The organism is Micromonospora sp. C81 (assembly GCF_018070425.1).
GTDB lineage: Bacteria > Actinomycetota > Actinomycetes > Mycobacteriales > Micromonosporaceae > Micromonospora > Micromonospora zamorensis.
This window is the reverse complement of the sequence record NZ_JAGPXS010000003.1, coordinates 306,298-327,535: the sequence shown is the minus strand read 5'-3', so window position 1 is coordinate 327,535 and position 21,238 is coordinate 306,298. Positions and strand designations below refer to the sequence as shown.

General features: G+C 70.6%; 17 protein-coding genes and 1 riboswitch. Of the genes, 6 read left to right on the top strand and 11 right to left on the bottom strand.

Annotated features, from left to right (window positions below; genetic code table 11):
- The first annotated feature begins 69 nt into the window (after nucleotides 1-69).
- Nucleotides 70-648: a dCTP deaminase gene (gene dcd, locus KBX46_RS07695; protein WP_099856866.1), complete on the top strand. Its 579-nt coding sequence runs from the start codon at nucleotides 70-72 to the stop codon at nucleotides 646-648.
- Nucleotides 649-723: 75 nt separating this feature from the next.
- On the opposite strand, the gene KBX46_RS33100 is transcribed toward dcd, so the two are convergent.
- Entirely contained in the window at nucleotides 724-1,764 is a 1,041-nt protein-coding gene (locus KBX46_RS33100; RefSeq protein ID WP_099849584.1) for an NlpC/P60 family protein, read from the bottom strand.
- 13 nt (nucleotides 1,765-1,777) lie between these two features.
- A riboswitch (cyclic di-AMP (ydaO/yuaA leader) is annotated at nucleotides 1,778-1,913 on the bottom strand.
- Between the two features lie 236 nt (nucleotides 1,914-2,149).
- Between KBX46_RS33100 and KBX46_RS07685 the strand changes: the two genes are divergently transcribed.
- The gene (locus KBX46_RS07685; protein ID WP_210791873.1) at nucleotides 2,150-4,129 is read left to right on the top strand and encodes an N-acetylmuramoyl-L-alanine amidase; all 1,980 of its coding nucleotides are present in this window, start codon (nucleotides 2,150-2,152) and stop codon (nucleotides 4,127-4,129) included.
- Nucleotides 4,130-4,183: 54 nt separating this feature from the next.
- On the opposite strand, the gene KBX46_RS07680 is transcribed toward KBX46_RS07685, so the two are convergent.
- The 5 genes from KBX46_RS07680 to KBX46_RS07660 form a co-directional block, all read right to left on the bottom strand.
- Complete coding sequence (locus KBX46_RS07680; protein ID WP_210791871.1) at nucleotides 4,184-5,197, bottom strand: C40 family peptidase; 1,014 nt, start codon at nucleotides 5,195-5,197, stop codon at nucleotides 4,184-4,186.
- 167 nt (nucleotides 5,198-5,364) lie between these two features.
- Nucleotides 5,365-6,366, bottom strand: a complete 1,002-nt coding sequence (locus KBX46_RS07675; protein WP_088950863.1) for a hemolysin family protein — start codon at nucleotides 6,364-6,366, stop codon at nucleotides 5,365-5,367.
- Nucleotides 6,359-7,684 carry a hemolysin family protein gene (locus KBX46_RS07670; protein ID WP_231927178.1) on the bottom strand — a complete coding sequence of 442 codons (1,326 nt, stop codon included), beginning with the start codon at nucleotides 7,682-7,684 and terminating at the stop codon, nucleotides 6,359-6,361. Before KBX46_RS07670 ends, KBX46_RS07675 begins: the two co-directional genes overlap by 8 nt.
- A 104-nt stretch (nucleotides 7,685-7,788) precedes the next feature.
- The gene (locus KBX46_RS07665) at nucleotides 7,789-9,984 is read right to left on the bottom strand and encodes a (Fe-S)-binding protein (RefSeq protein ID WP_088950862.1); all 2,196 of its coding nucleotides are present in this window, start codon (nucleotides 9,982-9,984) and stop codon (nucleotides 7,789-7,791) included.
- Between the two features lie 208 nt (nucleotides 9,985-10,192).
- The gene (locus KBX46_RS07660) at nucleotides 10,193-10,456 is read right to left on the bottom strand and encodes a cell division protein CrgA (RefSeq protein WP_088950861.1); all 264 of its coding nucleotides are present in this window, start codon (nucleotides 10,454-10,456) and stop codon (nucleotides 10,193-10,195) included.
- Between the two features lie 221 nt (nucleotides 10,457-10,677).
- Between KBX46_RS07660 and KBX46_RS07655 the strand changes: the two genes are divergently transcribed.
- From KBX46_RS07655 to KBX46_RS07640, 4 genes are read left to right on the top strand one after another with little or no spacing between them, the layout of a single operon-like run.
- Entirely contained in the window at nucleotides 10,678-11,478 is an 801-nt protein-coding gene (locus KBX46_RS07655; RefSeq protein WP_210791869.1) for a DUF881 domain-containing protein, read from the top strand.
- Complete coding sequence (locus tag KBX46_RS33265) at nucleotides 11,475-13,328, top strand: class E sortase (protein WP_210791867.1); 1,854 nt, start codon at nucleotides 11,475-11,477, stop codon at nucleotides 13,326-13,328. Before KBX46_RS07655 ends, KBX46_RS33265 begins: the two co-directional genes overlap by 4 nt.
- Nucleotides 13,329-13,332: 4 nt before the next feature.
- Nucleotides 13,333-13,611 carry a hypothetical protein gene (locus tag KBX46_RS07645; protein ID WP_210791865.1) on the top strand — a complete coding sequence of 93 codons (279 nt, stop codon included), beginning with the start codon at nucleotides 13,333-13,335 and terminating at the stop codon, nucleotides 13,609-13,611.
- Between the two features lie 2 nt (nucleotides 13,612-13,613).
- A complete protein-coding gene (locus KBX46_RS07640; RefSeq protein WP_210791863.1) occupies nucleotides 13,614-14,264 on the top strand; it encodes an aminodeoxychorismate/anthranilate synthase component II in 651 nt (216 codons plus the stop codon).
- Between the two features lie 22 nt (nucleotides 14,265-14,286).
- On the opposite strand, the gene KBX46_RS07635 is transcribed toward KBX46_RS07640, so the two are convergent.
- The 5 genes from KBX46_RS07635 to KBX46_RS07615 are packed head-to-tail and all read right to left on the bottom strand — an operon-like array spanning nucleotide 14,287 to nucleotide 21,222.
- Entirely contained in the window at nucleotides 14,287-14,976 is a 690-nt protein-coding gene (locus KBX46_RS07635; RefSeq protein ID WP_210791861.1) for a vancomycin high temperature exclusion protein, read from the bottom strand.
- A 27-nt stretch (nucleotides 14,977-15,003) separates the two neighbouring features.
- Nucleotides 15,004-16,821, bottom strand: a complete 1,818-nt coding sequence (gene pknB, locus KBX46_RS07630) for a Stk1 family PASTA domain-containing Ser/Thr kinase (RefSeq protein ID WP_210791859.1) — start codon at nucleotides 16,819-16,821, stop codon at nucleotides 15,004-15,006.
- The gene (locus KBX46_RS07625; protein WP_210791857.1) at nucleotides 16,818-18,230 is read right to left on the bottom strand and encodes a serine/threonine-protein kinase; all 1,413 of its coding nucleotides are present in this window, start codon (nucleotides 18,228-18,230) and stop codon (nucleotides 16,818-16,820) included. The genes pknB and KBX46_RS07625 overlap by 4 nt, the downstream gene beginning before the upstream one ends.
- Nucleotides 18,230-19,735: a penicillin-binding protein 2 gene (locus tag KBX46_RS07620; RefSeq protein ID WP_210791848.1), complete on the bottom strand. Its 1,506-nt coding sequence runs from the start codon at nucleotides 19,733-19,735 to the stop codon at nucleotides 18,230-18,232. The genes KBX46_RS07625 and KBX46_RS07620 overlap by 1 nt, the downstream gene beginning before the upstream one ends.
- Complete coding sequence (locus KBX46_RS07615) at nucleotides 19,732-21,222, bottom strand: FtsW/RodA/SpoVE family cell cycle protein (RefSeq protein WP_088950853.1); 1,491 nt, start codon at nucleotides 21,220-21,222, stop codon at nucleotides 19,732-19,734. Before KBX46_RS07615 ends, KBX46_RS07620 begins: the two co-directional genes overlap by 4 nt.
- Between the last annotated feature and the right edge of the window lie 16 nt (nucleotides 21,223-21,238).

Below are 21,238 nucleotides of genomic sequence, written 5' to 3'. Positions count from 1 at the left end.
AGCGACCTCGACTCGCTGGTCATCGGCACCGAATCCTGGCACTTTCGGCAACGCAGCTATGGTGGTCCGATGCTGCTCTCCGACCGCGACCTGGTCTCCGAGATCAAGGCCGGCACGCTGGGCCTGGAGCCGTTCGAGCCCACCCTGGTCCAACCCTCCAGCATCGACGTCCGACTCGACCGGCTGTTCCGGGTCTTCAACAACCACCTCTACACGCACATCGATCCGGCGATGCAGCAGGACGACCTGACCTCTTCGGTCGAGGTGCCCGACGGGGAGCCGTTCGTGCTGCACCCGGGCGAGTTCGTGCTGGCCTCGACGCTGGAGGTCATCTCGCTGGGCGACCAGCTCGCCGGCCGACTGGAGGGTAAGAGCTCCCTGGGCCGGCTCGGGCTGCTCACGCACTCCACCGCCGGCTTCATCGACCCGGGGTTCTCCGGTCACGTGACGCTGGAGCTCTCCAACGTGGCGAACCTGCCGATCACCCTCTGGCCGGGCATGAAGATCGGGCAGCTCTGCATCTTCCGGCTCTCCTCGCCGGCCGAGCACCCGTACGGCTCGGCGGTCTACGGCTCGCGCTACCAGGGCCAGCGGGGTCCGACGCCCAGCCGCGCCTGGCAGCACTGGCGCACCTGGCCCACCCGCTGACGGGCTGAGGCACCACGGTCAGACGACGAGGGCCCGCCGCGACCGATCGCGACGGGCCCTCCTGGTCACCCAGGATCAGCCTGGGCGGCCGTAGCTGTGGATCGGGCCGTCGTCGACCTTCTTCATCTTGACCGGTTGGCCGGCCTGCGAGGCGTGCACGACCCAGCCGTTGCCGACGTACATGCCGACGTGGTGGATGTCGCTGTAGTAGAAGACCAGGTCGCCGGGGCGCAGGTCGGCCTTGCTGACGTCCTTGGTGACGCGGCTCTGCTGAGCGGCGTTGTGCGGCAACGACACCCCGGCCTTCGCCCATGCGGCCAGCATCAGCCCGGAGCAGTCGTACGAGTTCGGGCCCTCGGCACCCCACACGTAGGGCTTGCCGATCTGCGCGCAGGCGAACTTGACCGCCGTGCCCGCAGCGCCGCCGGGATAGCTGCCGGGGCAGGGCGCCGGACGCAGCGGACCGCCGCCCCCGTTGCCGTACACCTTGAGGCGCAGCTTCTGCAGCCGGTCGATCTCCTCGTTGATCTGCTTCTTCTTGGCCGCCAACTGGGCCTCGGTGCGGGCCAGCTGGGCCACCATCTCGTCCAGCGGCGCCTTCTGCGCGGCCAGCTCGTCGCGCAGGTCGGCGACCTCGCGTACGTCCTGCTGCTGGTTGTGCGCGAACCGGTCGAGCATTTCGAGCTGGCTGACCACCTCGCTGGGTGACCGGCTGCCGAGCATCGCGTTGACGGTCGAGACGGTCTCGCCCTTGTACGCGCGCACGGCCAGCGCGCTGACCTTGTCCATCGCGGCGTCGACCTGCCGCTCGAGCGGGGCGATGCGGGCGGCCAGCGCGTCCGCCTGCTTGCGCTTGACGGCGAGGTCGGCGCGGGTGGCGTTGTGCCGTTCGATGATCGGTTCGAGTGTGTTCCAGTCGGCGTCGATCTGGCGCTCGATCTCGGCGACGGACGGGTCGGCGTGGGCGGCCGTGGCGCTGCCCGTCAGGACGACGGCGACGCCGACCAGTGCGGCGAGAGCGGTGGTGAAGCGGGACCAGCGTGGGCGCGGCACGATCGACGTCGGGACGGCGAATGCCGACCGCTCGGACGACGGCCGCGGGGCATGGAGTGCCACCGGGGTTCCGTACTCCTTCTTCCTGACCGCCTACCGGGTTAGCTGACGGGTTCGGGCGGGAAGTCGGCGCCCTACCGCAGTGGCTGCGGATTCACCCCGAGGGACGTGGGTCCCCGGTTCGCTCGGAAACGACTCGGCGGTGTCGGTCCGTTACCGCCCGGGATGGGCGGAGCTGCTGTCGGGCCGACAAATGACCAGAGTAGAGACGCCCGTTACCGATCCGCAACCCGTACGGCCGTGACACTCCGTACCGATTGGGTGGGGGTCACCGACCGTGCGTGAAGAATTCTTTCTGAACAAGTAGATAGATGGAAAGGTATTGACGCGGACTCTCCAGCGGCGCGATGGTGACCTGACCTCTACCCGCGAGAATCTAGGGGGTTCGATGCACCATCCAACCGTGTCGGCCGGCTGGCGCGCGCTGCTCGCCACGACCGTCGTCGCCGCCGCGAGCGCGGTGCCACTCTCCACGGCCGCCAACGCCGCACCCACCGCCGATCGCCAGCAGCAGTACGCCGCCGCGGCGACCGAGTACGGCGTGCCGACGGGCGTGCTGCTCGGCGTCTCCTATCTGGAGTCCCGCTGGGACAGCAACGCCGGCACACCGAGCACGAGCGGCGGCTACGGCCCGATGCACCTGACCGATGCCCGCCACGTTGCCGCTCTACCCGGGCGCGGCCACCACGACGCCGGCGCCGAGGACCCACGCGGTGACGACTCCCGGCCCTCCCGGGTGCCCGCGCCCCGACCCGTCGAGGCACCCGCACCGACCGCCGCCGCGTTGCAGACCGTGGACGCGGCGGCCGCACTGACCGGTGCCACCCCCGAGGCGCTGCGCACCGACGCGGCGGTCAACATCCGGGGTGGGGCCGCGTTGCTCAGCGCGTACCAGCGGGAGTTGGGTGCGCCGGTCGGAGCGGACACCGACCCGGCGGCCTGGTACGGCGCGGTGGCCCGCTACGCCGGTGCGGACAGCGCCGACGCCGCCGCGGCCTTCGCCGACGAGGTCTTCACCACCATCGCCGCGGGCGAGTCCCGGATGACCGACGACGGCCAGCGGATCACCCTGCCGGCGCGCGCGGTACAGCCCGAGCGCTCCCGGTTGGACCGGCTGGGCCTGCGCCGGTTGGCCCGCCCGGACGGGCTGGAGTGCCCGCGCACCATCTCCTGCGAGTGGATCCCGGCACCCTACGAGGCGTTCGGCGACGGGGACTACGGCAACCACGACCTCTCCGACCGGCCCGCCCGGCAGAAGATCGAGTACATCGTCATCCACGACACCGAGGCGAGCTGGGCGACGACCCTGAAACTCGTCCAGGACCCGACGTACGTGAGCTGGCACTACTCGCTGCGCTCGGTCGACGGGCACATCGCCCAGCACGTCAAGACCAAGGACGTCGGCTGGCACGCGGGCAACTGGTACGTCAACGCCAAGTCGATCGGTCTCGAACACGAGGGCTTCGCCGCGCAGGGCACCTGGTACACGGAGGCGATGTACCGGACCTCGGCGAAACTGGTGCGGCACCTGGCGCTGCGGTTGGGCATCCCGCTGGACCGCCAGCACATCATCGGCCACGACAACGTGCCCGGCACCGTCGCTTCGACCGTGCGGGGGATGCACTGGGACCCGGGCCCGTACTGGGACTGGACGCACTACTTCGACCTGCTGCACGCACCTCGGCTGGACACCGGCACCCCGGCCACCGGGCTGGTCCGGATCGACCCGGACTACGCCACCAACCAGCCGGCGTTCACCGGTTGCGTCACTGCGGGCGTCCCGTGCGCGCCGCGCGGCTCCTCGTCGGTCGTGCTGCGGAGCGCACCGTCCGCGGACGCGCCGCTGGTCAACGACATCGCGCTCCGACCGGACGGCACCCCGAACACGATGGCCGTGTCGGACCACGGGGCCCGGGCATCAGCCGGGCAGACGTACGCGCTCGCCGGACGGCAGGGCGACTGGACCGCCATCTGGTACCTCGGGCAGCGGGCCTGGTTCCACAACCCGGCGTCCGCGCCGACCGCCAGTTGGACCGTCGGCGTCGTGGCCACGCCGAAGCCCGGTCGGACGACCATCCCCGTGTACGGAAGGGCGTACCCGGAGGAGGCGGCGTACCCGGACGGGGTGCCCTACCAGACGATCTCGCCGTTGCAGTACACCCTGGCCGCCGGACAGCGGTACGCAGTCGGCGCGGTGCTGGCCGGCGAGTACTACCGGGCCAGCACGTTCGACGGCTCGTCGCCGGGCGACTGGACGGTGATCCGCGGCAAGAACCGCTACGCGCAGATCCAGTTCGGCCACCGCATCATGTACGTCGATCTCGCTGACGTGCAGTTGCTGCCCTCCCCGGTGGGCGCGCCCCGCTGACGAACAACGACGGCCCCCGGTCGGTGACCGGGGGCCGTCAGTGCGTGATCTGGATCAGCCAGGTCTGCGGAACCCGGCGACCGGCATGGTGTTGATGCTGGACACCTGCACCGGTTTGCCGGCACGTGGCGCGTGCACCATCTGGTTGTTACCCAGATAGAGCCCGACGTGACTCAGCCCGGAGAAGAAGAAGACCAGGTCACCGGGGCGAGCATCAGCTCGCGCAACCGCCTTGCCCTCGTTCCACTGGTCACCGGTGTGGTGGGTCAGGGAGATCCCGGCCGCCTTGTAGGCGTACTGGGTCAGCCCCGAGCAGTCGAACGAGTTCGGGCCGGTGGCACCCCAGACGTACGGCTTGCCGACCTTGCCGCAGGCGGTCTTGATCGCGGTGCGGGCGGCCTCGCTGACCACTCCGTTGATGGTCGGGCAGGCCGCGGTCTTTACCGTGGTCTTGGGCATCGACGCCTCGAGCTGCTTGATCTCGGCGTCGATCTGCTTCTTCTTGGCCGCCAGGTCGTTCTGCTGCTTGGTCTGGGTGACGATCAGCTCGTCCAGCTTCTGCTTCTCGCCGTCGTACTTGGCCCGCACGGCCAGCACGCCCTCGACCTCCTTGCGCTCCTGCGCGGCCAGCCGATCGAGCACGGTGAGCTGCTCGGCGAGCGTGTCCGGCTTGACGCTGACCAGCAGCGAGCCGATGTCGTGCGACGGTCCGGAGATGTAGTAGCGGGAGGCGAGGTCGCCGACCCGGTTGAGCGCCAGCTCGCTCTGGAGCGCCAGCGGCTCGATCTTCTTCTGCAGGCCCGCCGACTTCTGTCGATTGACCTTCAGCTGCGCCCGGACCTTGTTGTACTGCTCGATGGTGGGCTCCAGCTGCTCCCACTTCTTGTCGATCTGCGCCTCGATCTCGTCGACCGTCGGATCGGCGTGAGCCGGTGCGGCGAGCAGACCGGCGCCGACTGCGGCGGCGGCGACCAGGACGAGCAGACGGTGGACGCCGCGGCGCAGGCCACCTGACCGAGCAGACGTGTTCAGGCCGTGACGATGAGGGGGCATGGTTGCCACCGGCATCGACTCCTTTGCAACCGACCGCCGGGCGCCTCGCGTGAGGGAAGGGCCGAGGCAGACGACCCACAGCGGTCGGTGCCTCACATTAGGGAAGCTCGGAGCGGTTATCAAGGTGAGCGCAGTAACCGTCACTGTCGTGCAACCGCTTGCACACCAAGGGTATTCGCCGATTAGCCAACGATTGCGGTCAATACATCGTCGAGTGTGACCACGCCGAGAGGGCGCCGGCCGTCGCTGACCAGCACCATGTGCCGCCGCTCGCGGCGCATGGCCAGCAGCAGATCGGCCAGCGTACGCTCCGGCGGCACCACCGCCAGCGGTCGGTAGACCCGGGCCGGCACCGGCGACCGGCGACCCTGCCCGGCGTACCCGAGCACGTCCTTGACGTGCACGAAGCCGAGCACCCGACGGGTCGACCGCTGCACCACCGGGAACCGGGACCGGCCGGTCCGGGTCGCCAACACCTCCAGCGACGCCGGTGAGACGTCCTCGGCCACCGTCACCACCGTCGACCACGGCTGTAGCGCGTCCGCCGCCGTGCGGCTGTGCAGGGCCAGGGCGCCGGTGATCCGGGCGTGCTGCTCCTCGTCGAGCAGACCCTCCGTACGCGCCTGGGAGACGAGCCCGGCCAGTTCCTCGGCGGTGAACACCGTCTTCACCGCCTCGGACGCCTCGATACGCCAGAACGCGAGGACGCGGCGGGCCGCCCACTTCATCGCGAGCAGCAGCGGCTTGGTGGCCACACAGAACGCCAGCATCGCCGGGCCGAGCCACAGTGCCGAGACCTCCGGACCGGCCAGCGTGATGTTCTTCGGCACCATCTCGCCGACGACGGTGTGCAGGAAGACCACCACGCCCAGTGCCAGCACGAACGCCACCGGGTGCACCGCCCGCTCGGGCAGCCCGGCCGCGTGGAACGGAGGCTCCAGCAGGTGGGCCAGCGCCGGCTCGGCGATCGCGCCCAGACCCAGCGAGCAGACCGTGATGCCGAGCTGCGCGCCCGCGATCATCAGCGGGATCTGGTTCATCGCCGACAACGCCCAGCGGGCCCGCTTCGATCCGGCGGCCAGCGGCTCGATCACCGTCCGGCGGGACGCGATGAGCGCGAACTCACTGCCCACGAAGAACCCGTTGCCGAGCAGCAGCAGCACTGTCACCAACAGCTCAGTCATCGTCGTCCGGCTCCGCCGGGCGCAACACCCGGACCTGCTCGATCCGGTGCCGCTCCACCTCCACCACTGTGAACTCCCAGCCGTCCGCCTCGACCGTCTCGCCGGCCAGCGGAATGTGCCCGAGCCGAGCCATCAGGAACCCGGCCAACGTCTCGTACGGGCCCTCGGGCAGCCGGAAGCCGGTCTGCTCGGCCACCTCGTCGGAGCGGAGCACCCCGTCGACCAGCACGGTGCGCTCACCGCCGGGCACGGTCAGTTCGCCCGCGTCAGCGTCGTCCACGCTGGCCGGGTCGAACTCGTCGGCGATCTCCCCGACCAGCTCCTCGACGAGGTCCTCGATCGTCACCACGCCGTCCGTCCCGCCGTACTCGTCGACCACGATGGCCAGATCGGCGCCTGCCGCCTTCAACGCGGCCAGGACGCCGTCCAGGTCGAGGCTCTCCGGCACGTACACCGGCTCGCGGGCCACCGACCCGACCATGGTCGACGCACGCTCGGCCAGCGGCACGCCCAGCGCGTCGGGCACCCCGGCCACGCCGGTCACCAGGTCCAGCGTCTCCTCGTACACCGGGAAGCGGGTCCGTCCGGTCCGCCGGGACTCCTCAAGCAGCTCGGCCACGGTGGCCGTGACGCGCAGCGCGACCACGTCCACCCGGGGGGTCATCGCCTCGGCGGCCCGCTTGTCGCCGAACCGGATCGTGCGGCGCAGCAGCATGGCGGTGTCCGTCGGCAACGCACCGGCCCGGGCCGAGATGGCCGCCAGCAGGCCCAGCTCCTCCGGTGAGCGGGCGCTGGCCAGCTCCTCCTGCGGCTCGACACCGAGCGCCCGGACCAGTCGGTTCGCCGAGCCGTTCAGCCCCCGGATCAGCCAGCCGAACGTCCGGGAGAAGGTGTGCATCGGCCCGGCCGTGGCCAGCGCCGCCGGCATGGGTCGGGCCAGCGCCGCGTTCTTCGGCACCAACTCACCGAAGAGCATGGAGATCAGCGTCGCCAGGGCCAACGCGAGGAACGGGGTGTAGCGCCCGGTGTTCTCCCCGACCAGCGGGCGCAGCAGCGGGGTGAAGAGCCGGGCCAGGGCCGGTTCGGCCAGGTAGCCGGTGAGCAGCGCGGTGATGGTGATGCCGAGCTGTGCGCCGGAGAGCTGGAAGGAGAGCTCACGCAGCGCAGCGCGTACCGTCAGGGCGGCCTGGTCGCCCGCGGCGGCCCGCCGGTCGATCTCCGCGCGGTCGACCGTGACCAGGGCGAACTCGGCCGCGACGAAGAACGCGTTGCCCGCGGTCAGGGCAACGAACCCGACCAGGGGCAGCAGCGTCGTCAAGAGTAGGCCGTCGATGTCGCCTCACCTCGGCGAGATTCTTGCACGACGACGGCGGCCCCTCGGGGGCCGCCGCCGTCGATGTTCAGATCCCAGATGTACGCGCCTCAGCCGACCGGCGCCGTCTCCTTGCCGCCCTGCGGCTGCTCCGGCTTGACCGAGCGGAGCAGCACGCTCGCCACGTCGATCACCTCGACCTGCTCGCCGGCGCCCTTGCCGTTGACGCCGTCGTTGAGCATCGTCGAGCAGAACGGGCAGCCGACGGCGACCGTCTTCGCGCCGGTGGCCATGGCCTCCTCGACCCGGTCCACGTTGATCCGCTTGCCGATCTTCTCTTCCATCCACATCCGGGCACCGCCGGCGCCGCAGCAGAAGGAACGCTCGCTGTTGCGCGGCATCTCGGTGAGGTCGCCCTCGATGGCGTCCCCGAGCACCTCACGGGGGGCCGCGAAGACCCGGTTGTGCCGGCCCAGGTAGCAGGGGTCGTGGTAGGTGACCCCACCGTCGACCGGCTGCACCGGGGTGAGCTTGCCGGTGGACACCAGGTGGGCCAGCAACTGGGTGTGGTGGACCACCTCGAACTCGCCGCCGAGCTGGCCGTACTCGTTGCCCAGGGTGTTGAAGCAGTGCGGGCAGGTCGCCACGATCTTGCGCTTGGCCTTCTCCCGACCCTCGAACGCCTCGTTCAGCGTCTCGACGTTCTGCTGGGCGAGCATCTGGAAGACGAACTCGTTGCCGATCCGCCGCGCCGGGTCACCGGAGCAGGTCTCGCCCTCGCCCAGGATCGCGAACTTCACCCCCGCCTCGTTGAGCAGGGTGGCCACGGCCCGGGTGGTCTTCTTGGCCCGGTCCTCGAACGCGCCGGCGCAGCCGACCCAGAACAGGTACTCGAAGTCGTCCACCTCGCCGACCCGGGGCACCTCGAAGTCCAGGCCCTTGGTCCAGTCCTCGCGGGTGTTCTGCGGGGCGCCCCACGGGTTGCCCTTGTTCTCCAGGTTGCGCAGCATCACGCCGGCCTCGGAGGGGAAGCTCGACTCGATCAGCACCTGGTAACGGCGCATGTCGACGATGTGGTCGACGTGCTCGATGTCCACCGGGCACTGCTCGACGCAGGCGCCGCAGGTGGTGCAGGACCAGAGGACGTCCGGATCGATGACACCGCCCTCCTCGGCGGTGCCGATCAACGGCTTGTCGGCCTCGGCCAGGGCCAGCACGTCCAGGTGCGCGAGCTGCGCCTGGGTGGCCTTCTCCTCGCCGGTCAGGTCCTTGCCGCCACCGGCCAGCAGGTAGGGCGCCTTGGCGTAGGCGTGGTCGCGCAGGCTCAGCACGAGCAGCTTGGGCGACAGGGGCTTGCCGGTGTTCCAGGCCGGGCACTGCGACTGGCAGCGACCGCACTCGGTGCAGGTGCTGAAGTCCAGCAGACCCTTCCAGCTGAACTGCTCGACGTGGGCGACGCCGAACTGGTCCTTCTCGGGGTCGGCCTCCTCGAAGTCGAGCGGCTTGCCCTGGCTCGTCATCGGGCGCAGCGCCCCGAGGCCGGAGCCGGCCGGCCGGGCCGGCTCGCGCTTGAAGAAGATGTTGGGGAACGCCAGGAAACGGTGCCAGGCGACACCCATGGTGACGTTCAGCGAGATGACGATCAGCCAGGTCATCGAGATAATGATCTTGATGACAGCGGCGACGCTCGTACCGTCCTGCCAGTCGGGCAGCACCGCGCCGACGGCGTGGCTGACCGGAGTGGCCCAGAACGGGTACTCGAAGTGGTCGGTGGCGACCTTGAAACCGCGGATCAGCAAGCCGAAGATCAGGACCAGCAGCACGATCCACTCGACGAAGTAGCCCTGCCACATCGTCGAGCCGGTGAACCGGGAGCGACCGCCCGGCCGGTTCGGCCGGTTGCGCAGCCGGATCGCCATCAGCACCAGGATGCCGACCAGGCCCAGCACGGTGATGACCTCGGTGGCCAGGCCGAAGATCGTCCAGTGCCCGATGATCGGCAGCCCGCCGGTCGGAGTGACCACCTCGAAGTACGCCTCGAGCACCAGCAGCGACAGCACGATGAAACCGACCATCACGAACCAGTGGGCGGCACCCACCACGCCCCACTTGAGCATCCGCGTGTGGCCGGCGGTCTCCACCAGCATCGTCTTCGTGCGGGCGCCCTTGTCCGTGAACCGCTCCGGCGCGGGCTGACCGAGCCGGATGACTGCCGTCATCTTCAGGACCGCACGCACCGCAAGCCACACCGCCACAGCGGTGATGGCGGCCGCGAGGATCGTGGTGACGATCTGGACGCTGCCCATCGAGTTGGCCTCCCCGGTCTGCTACCTGATGACCTCGCTGCGCTCGGTCATGCAGTGCAGCCTACGCGAAGGTTACCCAGCAGTAACGTGAGTCATCTCGCAGTAGGCCACGCTGCCTGCGGACACCATAGGGTGCCCCACCCGATCTTGCCGGGCAGGGGCTCGATGAGGTGATGCGAAACCGCCGGTGCGGCGACGCCGAGCCGGCTCAGCGCCAGCGGGAGAGCAGCGCCAGCGAGGCGACCATCGCGCCGAAGCCGACCGCAAGGTTCCAGTAACCCCACGCCATGACCGGGTACTCCTGCTCAGACAGGTAGTAGACGACCAGCCAGCCGATCCCGGCGACGATCAAGGCGACCGCGGTGACCGGCAACCACACCGGGCTAGGCTTGCGCGACGACGCCGTCGTCGTCGGACGGACGTCCGTCGGCGGGGTGTACACCTTCTTCTTACGGACCTGAGACTTGGGCACGGCGCTCTCCAGAGGGGTGACGACCTCGTCCGGCCTGACAACCGGGCGCCGGGGCGACGGTCCATGGCCAATAATGTTCGAGAGCTAGCGTAGTCCCGATTGCCCGCCCGGACCACGAATGGGGTCAGGCCGGTGCACGGAGTGACCGAAAGAGGCGGGACTGTTCGCATCACCGGCCCGGCCGGAGCGGACCGATCCCTGATACGCGGAAGGAACGCTCGGTGGAGTACACATCCGGCGCAACCTCCTGGCAGAAGGTCCTGCGCCGGGCCGCCGCCGGGCTGCTGCCCCGGCGACCGCGTCAACGGCGTCCGGGCTGGTCGATCGGGGTGCCCCTGATCGCCGCCGCGGCGGGGCTGCTCTTCACCACTTCCGCGACCACAGCCGACGGCACCGCCCTGCGCGAGGACCGGCGACCCCAGCTCAACCAGCTCATCGAGGAGCGGCGCGAGCAGGTGGCGGCGAGCGAGCGACGGGCCGCCACGCTACGCGGCGAGGTCGAGCAACGCACCAACACGCTCGCCGGCTCGGACACCCCGATCAAGAGTCAGCAGAATCGCGCCCAGGGCAGCCTCCAGGCCGCCGGGTTCACCGCCCTCGCCGGCCCCGGGGTGACAGTGGAGCTGAACGACGCGCCGCAGCTCGACCAGACCCAGTCGGACGCCAGCAACGACGACCTGGTGGTGCACCAGTCTGACGTGCAGGCGGTGGTCAACGCGCTCTGGGCCGGCGGAGCGGAGGCCATGTCAATCATGAATGTCCGCGTGCTCGCGACCAGCGCGGTACGCTGCGTCGGTAACACCCTGCTGCTCCATGGCCGGGTGTACTCCCCACCGTTCAAGATCGTGGCGATCGGCGATCCCGCTGCCCTCCAGCAGGCCCTCGCCAGCTCTGAGGGAGTCCGGTTGTTCAAGGACGCGGTCGACGACTACCAGCTCGGTTACAAGGAAACGGCCTCCACGGTGCGGGTCCCGGCATTTGAGGACTCAACCGCCCTGCGCTCGGCTACGGTGCCCAAATGAGTGGGCCGGACGAGCGTCGCGACGGGCGACACCGGAATCAGACCGACGAGCCGACCGATTTCCTTCCCAAGGTCGACCGTCCCGAGCCGGCACCCCGGCCGACCCCGACCGGCAACTGGCCCGAGCCGGTGCTGCCGAGCAGACCCGCTGCGCCGCGCCCGCTGACCAACCCCGAGGCTCCCCGCGCCACCGAGCCTCCCCGCGTCACCGAACCTCCCCGCATTCCAGAGCCTCCCCGCACCCCGGAGCCGCTGCGCGCCGCCGAGCCTCCTCGGGACGACCGGCCTGCTGTGCCCCCGCCTGGCCGCACCGAGAATCCCGGACGTGTCGACCATCCGGGACGACCGGGCGCCAGCCGACCCGACCCGGCCCCGGGTCGCCCAGGTGTCGAAGCGCCTCCGCCCTGGCCGGGCAACACGGCGCACAGGCCGAGCCCGCACGGTGCAGCCGGCCTGCCCCCTTCGGCGCCCCCCGGCCCACCGCCGACCCCGATCAACCAGGGCCCCGTTCGACCCGCTGCCCCCGGCAACGTCCCGACCCGACCCTCCTGGCCCAGTGCCTCGTCCACGCGACCGGCCGGAGCCGCCTCGACTCCGCCACCGGCGACCGGCGACCGGCCGGGTGCGGTCCCGGCCAGCCCGGGCGCTGCCGGCGGGATGCCGACCCACCCGACCTCGGGCACGCCGGGCCGGCCTGCCCCGTCCGGCCCCTCTACCCCGCCGGTTGCCGACTCGCCGACCGCGTTCATACCCCAGGTTCCCGCCCGACCCGCACGCCCCACCGGCTCCCCGGCCGCGCCGATCTCACCGGCCGCCCCCGACCGCGTGTCGGCCGCCGGGCAGGACAACTTCTTCCCGTCCGGCCCGGGCCGTGTCCCTCCGGCCGGGCCGGGTCGAGTCCCGCCGGCCGGGCCGGATCGCGCCGTCGACCCTGGTGCCACGGCGTTGATTCCGACCGTGCCCGCCACCCCCGCAGCCCGGCCGCCTGCCATGGACTCGACGGCGCTGATGGGTGCCGTGCCCCGCGCCTCGGTCCCCGACGATCAGACCGGTGGCGGCGACAACCCCGCCGAGCCTCCTCGACCCCGGCGCGGCGAACGGGTCATCCAACTCCGGCCACACCAGACCGGCGAGGGCTACAAGAGCGTCTACTCCGAGCTGACCCGGCCGTCGCTCGGCTCCCGGATCCGCACCGGCATTCGCGTCACCGGCGAGGTCCTGATCACCTTCGGCCTCGTCGTGCTGCTCTTCGCCGGCTACGAGGTCTGGGGCAAGTCGGCCATCGTCGACGCCCACCAGAACGACCTCAACAGCCAACTCGCGCAGGAGTGGGGCCCGACCGACGACCCGACAGTGGCTCCATCGGTCGGCCCGAGCGTCAAACCGTCGCCACCGGTACGCGGCAAGCCGCTCGCGGGCCTCTACATCCCCAAGCTCGACAAGAACTGGGTCGTCGTCGAGGGCGTCACCCAACAGGACATCCGCTACGCCCCGGGCCACTACCCGGCCAGTGCGCTACCCGGCCAGGTGGGCAACTTCTCCGTCGCCGGCCACCGCAACCGGGCCACCTTCTGGCGACTGGACGAGCTCGACGACGGCGACGCGATCGTCGTCGAGAGCAAGACCGACTGGTACGTCTACCGGGTGTCGCAGTCGCGGATCGTCCGACCGACACAGGTGGAAGTGGTGGCACCGGTGCCCGGCGATCCGGACAAGAAGCCGACCAAGCGGATGCTCACCCTGACCACGTGCAACCCGAAGTTCGACAACTACCAGCGCCTGATCATCCACGCCGAACTGGACCGCACCCAACCCAAGTCAGCGGGCCGCCCGGCGGAGCTGGGAGGCTGATCCGATGTACGCGTTCATCTGGCGCAAGCTGCCCTTCGGCCTGGTCGGAAAGCTGACCGGCTCGGTGCTCCTGGTGGCCGCCACGGTGGCCCTGCTCTGGTATGTCGCCTTCCCTTGGGCCGAGCCCCTGCTGCCCTTCGACGACGTGCAGGTCGAGTCCGGCGTTCCTTCGGAGTCGGGCGACAACGCCCCGGTGACCGGGGACACGCCGGCCGGCGACGAGCACGAGCTGCCGTACGACACCGACCAGAACAATCCCGTTCCGTCCTCCCCGAGCAGGTGACCATGCGGGTTCTGGTGATCGACAACTACGACTCGTTCGTCTTCAACCTCGTGCAATACCTCGGCCAGCTCGGCGTGGACTGTGAGGTCCGCCGCAACGACGAGATCGACGTCGCGGAGGTGGGCAGGGTCGGCGCGGACGGCGTTCTGCTCTCACCGGGGCCGGGCAGCCCCGACCGCGCCGGCATCTGCCTGGACGTCATCCGGGAGTACGCGGGCGAGCTTCCGATCTTCGGCGTCTGCCTCGGCCACCAGGCGATCGGTGAGGCGTTCGGGGCGACCGTGACCCGCGCCCCCGAGCTGCTGCACGGCAAGACCTCCGAGGTCCGGCACAACTCGATGGGTGTCCTCGCCGGCCTGCCCGACCCGTTCACCGCCACCCGGTACCACTCACTCGCCGTGCTCCCCGAGACGCTCCCCGACGAGCTGGAGGTGACCGGCTGGACCGGCTCCGGCGTGGTGATGGCGATGCGGCACCGCACGCTGCCCATCGAGGGCGTCCAGTTCCACCCGGAGTCGGTGCTCACCGAGGGCGGCCACCTGATGCTGGCCAACTGGCTGGCCGGTTGCGGTCACCCGGAGGCGCTGGAGCGGGCACCCGCGCTCGCCGCCGAGGTCGACGCCCGCCGACTGGCCGCATTCGCCACCAGCTGAGGCTCCGCCACCCGAGCCCGGGTCAGCTCCGTAGCGCGTTCTGGACCGCCGGGTCAGCGGGCGAGCGGACCGCCGGCGCGCGGCCGCGGAGCGCATCCCACGCCGCCTTGCCACTGGCGAAGTAGTCACGGACCGACTTCTCGGCCAGCAGGGCCGGGCCGCAACCGTCGCACCGGGCGACCACCCCGTCGACGTCGAGGCCGAGATGGCGACACAGCGTCACCGCCCGGGACAGGTGGTAGGACTGGGTCACGATCAGGGCCCGCTCGACGCCGTACACCTCACGCGCCCGGGCGCAGCTGTCGTAGGTGTCCAGACCGAACGGGTCGGCCACGACGCGTCGCGGGTCGACACCTCGCTCGGTGAGGTACGACGTCATCACGGCCGGCTCGTCACCCGATGTGCCGCCGCCGTCGCCCGAGACGAGGACGACAGTGGCCCGTCCGCTGGTCACCAGTGCTGCGGCGGTATCCAGGCGACCGGCGAGCCGATCACCTGGTCGCTGCCGATCGGCCGACACCGCGGTGCCGAGGACGATCACCACGTCGGCGGACGGCGCGTCCGCCTCGTCGTGCACGTGGCCACGCGCGGCGAAGGTCGTCCACAGCCACGGAAGGCTGACGAGGATCAGCACGGCGATGCCCAGGACGACCACCCGGCGGAGTCGACGAAACCGGCCGGTCACCGGCCCGGAGGCTTCGACGTCCGTCATACCGATGGCCGAGCCCGAGGCGTCGGACTAGTTCTCGGGGAGCCGGGTCGGCGGGGGCGGGAACGGCAGACCTATGCCGCCCCCGTTGCCGGGAGTGGTCGGCGTGGCCGTCGGCGTGACCGTCGGCGTCACGGTGGGCGTCGGGTCGGTCTCCGGCTCCGGCTGACTCACCTTGATGGTCACCCTCGTGCCGGTCGGCTTCTTCTCCCTGCCGTTCGGGCTCTGGTCGGTGACCTTTCCCGCCTCGGCAGCGGGCACCTCCGGCCCGTTCTGCACGACGACCGTGAAGCCGTCGTTCCGGAGGACCCGGGTGGCCTCCTCCTGGCTCAGCCCCACGACGTCCGGCACCTCACGGACCTTGCCGTTCGAGACGGTGAGCGTGATCTTCGTGTTTTCCGGGACGCTCTCGCCCTCGGGCGGGTCGACTTTGAGAACCTCGTCCTGGCTGGCCTCGTCGTCCACCGTCTTGATGTCGTACTTGAGCTTCGCCTCGGTGAGCCGGGCGATGGCGCTCTCCCGCTTGCTGCCCTTGAGCCCGGCCGGAACGCGCACCTCGGGAACGCCGCCACAGACCTGAATGGTGACAGTTTCGCTCTGCTTCAGTCGGCTGGCTGGCGCCGGATCCTGGTTGACGACGTTGCCCTTGGTGCAGTCGCTTGCCAGCACCGGGTCACCCACCTTCGGGGAGAGCCCGGCGTTGCGGATCTCGGCGATCGCGACGGCCTGGCTCTTGCCGGTGAGGGCGGGCACCGACTTGTTGGCCTTGTCCTGCTGCTGGGTCCAGAGCAGGGCCGCGACCAGGGCGATCACCGCCAGCACGCCGACCGCGCTGAACGTCGCGATCAGCCAGGAGGACGCCTTGCGTTGGCGCGGATCGCCCACCCGGGCCAGCTGCCCGGTCTGCGGCCCACCGGCGGGAGCCGGGTAGCCGCCCCGGCCCGCGGCCGGCGCCATCGCCACCGTCTCCGCCTCGGTCATGACCGGGGTGGCCAGCACGGGCCGGCCGGCGGCGGCACGGAGCAGGTCGGCCCGCATCTCGCCAGCGCTCTGGTAGCGGTTGAGCGGGTTCTTCGACAGCGCCTTCAGGACGATCGCGTCGATCGCCGGGGTGACATCCGGGTTGATGTCGCTCGGCGTCGGCGGCGTCTCCCGTACGTGCTGGTAGGCGACGCTGACCGGGCTGTCCCCGACGAACGGCGGGTGCCCGCAGACCAACTCGAAGAGCACACAGCCGGCCGCGTACACGTCGGAGCGGGCGTCGACGGCCTCGCCGCGCGCCTGCTCCGGGGACAGGTACTGCGCCGTGCCGATCACCGCGCTGGTCTGCGTCATGGTGGTCGCACCGCTGGCGAGCGCGCGGGCGATGCCGAAGTCCATCACCTTGACCTGGCCGGTCTGGGTGAGCATCACGTTGCCCGGCTTGATGTCGCGGTGGATGATGCCGTGCCGGTGGCTGAACTCCAGGGCCGCGCACATGTCGGCGCAGATCTCCAACGCCCGGCGCGGCTGCAACCGCCCCTCGGCGCCGAGGACCTCCTTCAAGGTCCGCCCGTTGACGAACTCCATCACGATGAACGGCAGTGTCTCGCCGGTCGGCGCGGTCTCCTCACCGGTGTCGTAGACCGCCACGATCGCCGGGTGGTTGAGCGAGGCGGCGTTCTGCGCCTCACGACGGAATCGCATCTGGAACGTCGCGTCCCGGGCCAGGTCGGTACGGAGCATCTTGATCGCGACGTCCCGACCGAGCCGGAGGTCGCGACCGCGGTGCACCTCGGCCATGCCGCCGTAGCCGAGCAGCTCGCCGACCTGGTACCTGCCACCGAGCAGGCGGGCCTGCGCTGTCATCGCGTCTGTCGTCCTTCGCTCGTCGTCGTCCCGCCGTTGCCCGGCTGGAGTCGTACCTCCCGACGGTACGACGTTCGGGTCGGATCGTCGCGCCCGTCGAGTCGTAGCGCGCCGGACGTAACGGCACGTGGAGTCATCCCGGCGTGTTCACCGGCCTGCGACTGCTTCCGCAGGTTGTAGGAAATCACGCCGGAGCAGAGTAGGACCAGCACGGCCAGCAGGATGGCCAGAAGGACCATCCCGGGCCGGGACCGGCGGGGACCGGGCGACGGCACCGACGGGCCGGCCTGCCGGACGTACGCCGGTGAGTGTTCCTGGCGGGGCGGTGCCGACGGCACCGAGGCGGCGCCGCGCGGATACCCGTTCGGTGCCATCGGCGGCCGGGCGGGCTGGACCGCCGGCGCGACGGCGGTGGGGCGCGGCTGCTGCTGGGCTGGCGCGACCGCTGTCGGCCTCGGCCCGGCGGCCGGTGGGCGGGCGCCTGGTGGGCGCATCTGGTGTGCCTGCGGCACCTGGGCCCGGCCAGGCGCGGCGGGCGATGCCGGCGCCACGGAGACCGACCCCGAGTTGCCACCGGCCCTGGCCTGCTGGGAGAGCGTGACCTTGAGCTGGCGGGCGACCCCGGCGAGTGCGGCGGCGCTCGGCCACCGGGCGGCCGGGTCCTTGGCCAGCGCCCGTTCCACCACCTGGCGCACCTGCGGCGGGATGTCGGCGGGCAACGGCCGGGGCTTCTCCCGCACGTGCTGCATCGCGATGTCGAGCGGGTTGTCACCCTCGAACGGGCGCCGACCGGCCAGGCACTGGTAGGCGACAACGCCGAGCGCGTACACATCGGATGCCGGGGTCGCCACGCCGCCGGTGGCCTGCTCAGGCGAGATGTACGAGGCGGTGCCGAGCACCGAACCGGCGGCGGTGAGCTGGCCGACCATGTCGGAGCGGGCGATGCCGAAGTCGGTCAGCACCAGCGTGCCGTTCGGTCGGACCAGCAGGTTGCCCGGCTTCACGTCGCGGTGCACGATGCCCTTCTCGTGCGCCGCGTGCAACGCGTCCGCGGCCTGCGCGACGAGGGCCATCGTCCGGGCCGGGGTGAGCCGGCCGACCCGGCTCAGCGTGGACGACAGGGCGTCGCCCTCGACGTACTCCATGACCAGGAACGCGATCTGCTGGTCGTTGCCGAAGTCGTAGACGTCGACCACGCCCGGATGGTTGATGGTGGCCATGGTGCGAGCCTCACCGCGGAACCGCTCGGCGAAGTCCGGGTCGTCGAGCAGCGCGGGCAGCAGGCTCTTGACCGCGACCGTCCGGCCGAGCACCTGGTCGGTGCCGCGCCAGACGTCGCCCATGCCGCCGCTGGCGATCCGCTCGTCGAGACGGTAGCGGTTGCCGAGCTGAACGCCGGGGCTCAGCATCAGCGACCCCCGGGGTCGGCGATGGCGGCCTTCATGACCTGCCCGGCGATCCGGGCCGCCTCGGCGCTGCCGCCGGAGCCGGCCTGCTCCAACATCACGCAGACCGCGGAGACCGGAGTGCCGTTCTTGTCCAGCGCGAAGCCGATGAACCAACCGTGGTCGGGCCGGTCCGGAGCGGACTGCGCGGTGCCGGTCTTGCCACCGACCGTGTAGCCGTTGATCGCGGCCTTCCGCCCGGTGCCGTTCTCGACCACGCTGACCATCATCTCGCGCAGGTCGGTAGCGACCTGCGCGTCGACCGGCTGGCGCAGCTCACGGGCGCTGGCGGTGTAGTAGCTGGTGGTCCGGTCCGGAGCGAGCAACTGCCGCACCAGGTACGGCCGCATCTGGCTGCCGTTGTTGGCGACCGCGCCGGCGATCATGGCGCCTTCGAGCGGGGTCATCCGGACGTTGTTCTGGCCGATCGAGGACTGGGCCAGCGCGGCCGGGTCGGTGCTGCCGTCGGGGTTCTGCATGTCCCCGGTCCGGCTGGCCTCCGTGCGCAGGCCCCCCTCGCCGAGCTGACCGACGGTGAGGTCCTCCTGCTCGAAGCCGAACTGCCGGGCCTTCTCCTTGAGGGTCTCGGCACCGAGCCGCACACCGAGCTGGGCGAAGCCGGTGTTGCACGAGTAGGTGACCGCATCCAGCAGGGTGACCTTCGGATCGGGGCAGATCGAGGCGGCGGCGTTACGGATCGGGGTGCCCGACGTGGGCGGGGTCCAGGTGGATCCGGCCGGGATCTGGGTGGTCTTGCTGATCCCGTTCTCCAGCGCTGCCGCGGCGACCACGATCTTGAAGGTGGAGCCCGGCGGCAGCGTCTCGGAGAGCGCGCGGTTCTTCAGCGGGCCGTCCGGGTCCTTTTCCAGCTTGTTGAACGCCGCAGTTGCCTCGCTGCCGTCGTGGCTGGCCAGCGGGTTCGGGTCGAAGCTGGGCATGGAGACCAGCGCCTGAACGGCGCCGGTACGCGGGTCGATGGCGATCACCGCGCCCTTCTTCGCCCCCACCTGGTTGTTGCGCAGTTGGTCGTACGCCGTGTCCTGAGCCCGCTTGGAGAGCGTGAGCAGCACGTTGCCGCCACCGGTGTCGTCGCCGGTGAACATGTCCTTGAACCGGTCGCCGATCAAATTGTCGCTGGTGCCGGCCAGGAAGTCGTTCTCCACGCGCTCGATGCCGGTCTCGGCGAGGTTGACCGGCTTGTAGCCGAGCACGTGTGCGTACTTCGCGCCGCCCGGGTAGGTGCGCTGGAACTTCAGCTTGCCGGTGGTCTCCTTGCTGGTGGCCAGCGCGGTGCCACCAGCCTCGATGTTGCCGCGCTTGCTCTTGTAGTCGGCGACCTGGACCCGACCGTTGTAGTCGCTGGTGCGGTATTCGTCGGCCTTCTGGAACTGAACCCAGTTGAGGTTCGCGAAGAGCAGGCCGAACAGGACCATGACGACAACGCCGACGCGGCGCAGTGGTGCGTTCACGGCTTGATCACCTCCGTGGGAGCACCGTGCAGCTGCTCGGGCCGGCCACCGGTGGGTCGGGCAGCCTTGCTGGTGCTCCCGCCCACCGGCCGGCGGGCTCCGTCGGAGACCCGCAGCAGCACCGCGATGAGCAACCAGTTGGCCATCAACGACGAGCCACCGGCGGACAGGAACGGGGTGGTCTGACCGGTCAGCGGGATGAGCTTGCTGATCCCACCGACGATCACGAAGACCTGGAGGCCGAGGGTGAACGCCAGACCGCCGGCGAGCAGCTTGCCGAACGAGTCCCGGACCGCGAGCGCGGCACGCAACCCTCGCTCCACGATCAGCAGGTAGACGACCAGCAGCGCGGAGAGGCCGAAGAGGCCGAGCTCCTCACCGAGGCCGGCGAAGATGAAGTCGTTCTGCACCTCGGGCAGGATCTCCGGCTGGCCGCCGCCCGGCCCCGCACCGAAGAGCCCGCCCGTGCCAAGGGCGAGCAGCCCCTGGACGAGTTGGTAGCCCTTGTCGGTCGGGTCGGCGAACGGGTCCAGCCAGATCTCCGCACGCACGTAGAAGTTGGCGAACGGCCCGCCGACCGTCGAACCGAGGACGTAGGCGAGATAGGCGCCGCCGAAGAAGAGGACCAGGCCGATCAGCAGCCAGCTGACCCGTTCGGTGGCGATGTAGAGCGTCACCACGAACATGCCGAAGTAGAGCAGCGAGGTGCCCAGGTCCTTCTCGAAGATCAGGACGAGGAGGCTGACCAACCAGACGCCGACCACCGGGCCGAGGTCCCGGCCACGGGGGAAGTCGATGCCGAGGAAGCGTCGACTGGCCAGCGAGAGCACCTCGCGCTTGCGGACCAGGTAGTAGGCGAAGAAGACCAGCAGCGCCAGCTTGGCGAACTCACCCGGCTGGATGGAGAAACCGCCCACCCGGACCCACAGCTTCGCACCGTTGATCTCGGAGATGCTCGACGGCAGCACCGCCGGGAGCATCACCAGCACGATGCCGGCCAACCCCAGGGTGTACGCGTACCGGGAGATCGACCGGTGGTCGCGCATCAGGGCGAGCAGCCCGGCTGCGAGGATCACCGAGGCGAGCGTCCACGCGAGCTGCCGCCCCCCGATCCCGGCGAAGATGGCCAGGCTCTCGCGCTCGGGCACGGGGGCGTCGCCGAGGTCGATCCGACGCAGGAAGCCCACCCCGAGCCCGTTGAGCAGGGCCACCGCCGGCAGCAGGGCCGGGTCGGCGAACGGGGCGAGGAACCGGATGACCAGGTGCAACCCGAGGAAGACCGCACCGAGCGCGGCTGCGGGCATCCAGAAATCCGGGGTGACCGTGTCCAGCAGGTTCGCTTCGACGGTCGCCCCGTACGCGGCCACCAGCACCATCGCGAGCAGCAGCAGGGACAGCTCGGCGTTGCGGCGCGACCGCGCCAGGCGTACGCCGGACTGCTCGCCCGCGGTGGCGGGCGAGGGTGCCGGTGTGGCCGCTACGGTCACGGGTGGAGTCCTCTGG

What these genes read in the sequence shown, in the direction of transcription:
- KBX46_RS07625 (WP_210791857.1), bottom strand. Translation starts at nt 18,230, where the DNA reads ATGCTGAGCCCCGGCGTTCAGCTCGGCAACCGCTACCGTCTCGACGAG.
- KBX46_RS07665 (WP_088950862.1), bottom strand. Translation starts at nt 9,984, where the DNA reads ATGGGCAGCGTCCAGATCGTCACCACGATCCTCGCGGCCGCCATCACC.
- KBX46_RS33265 (WP_210791867.1), top strand. Translation starts at nt 11,475, where the DNA reads ATGAGTGGGCCGGACGAGCGTCGCGACGGGCGACACCGGAATCAGACC.
- KBX46_RS07635 (WP_210791861.1), bottom strand. Translation starts at nt 14,976, where the DNA reads ATGACGGACGTCGAAGCCTCCGGGCCGGTGACCGGCCGGTTTCGTCGA.
- pknB (WP_210791859.1), bottom strand. Translation starts at nt 16,821, where the DNA reads ATGACAGCGCAGGCCCGCCTGCTCGGTGGCAGGTACCAGGTCGGCGAG.
- KBX46_RS07675 (WP_088950863.1), bottom strand. Translation starts at nt 6,366, where the DNA reads ATGACTGAGCTGTTGGTGACAGTGCTGCTGCTGCTCGGCAACGGGTTC.
- KBX46_RS07645 (WP_210791865.1), top strand. Translation starts at nt 13,333, where the DNA reads ATGTACGCGTTCATCTGGCGCAAGCTGCCCTTCGGCCTGGTCGGAAAG.
- KBX46_RS07640 (WP_210791863.1), top strand. Translation starts at nt 13,614, where the DNA reads ATGCGGGTTCTGGTGATCGACAACTACGACTCGTTCGTCTTCAACCTC.
- KBX46_RS07685 (WP_210791873.1), top strand. Translation starts at nt 2,150, where the DNA reads ATGCACCATCCAACCGTGTCGGCCGGCTGGCGCGCGCTGCTCGCCACG.
- dcd (WP_099856866.1), top strand. Translation starts at nt 70, where the DNA reads ATGCTGCTCTCCGACCGCGACCTGGTCTCCGAGATCAAGGCCGGCACG.
- KBX46_RS07680 (WP_210791871.1), bottom strand. Translation starts at nt 5,197, where the DNA reads ATGCCGGTGGCAACCATGCCCCCTCATCGTCACGGCCTGAACACGTCT.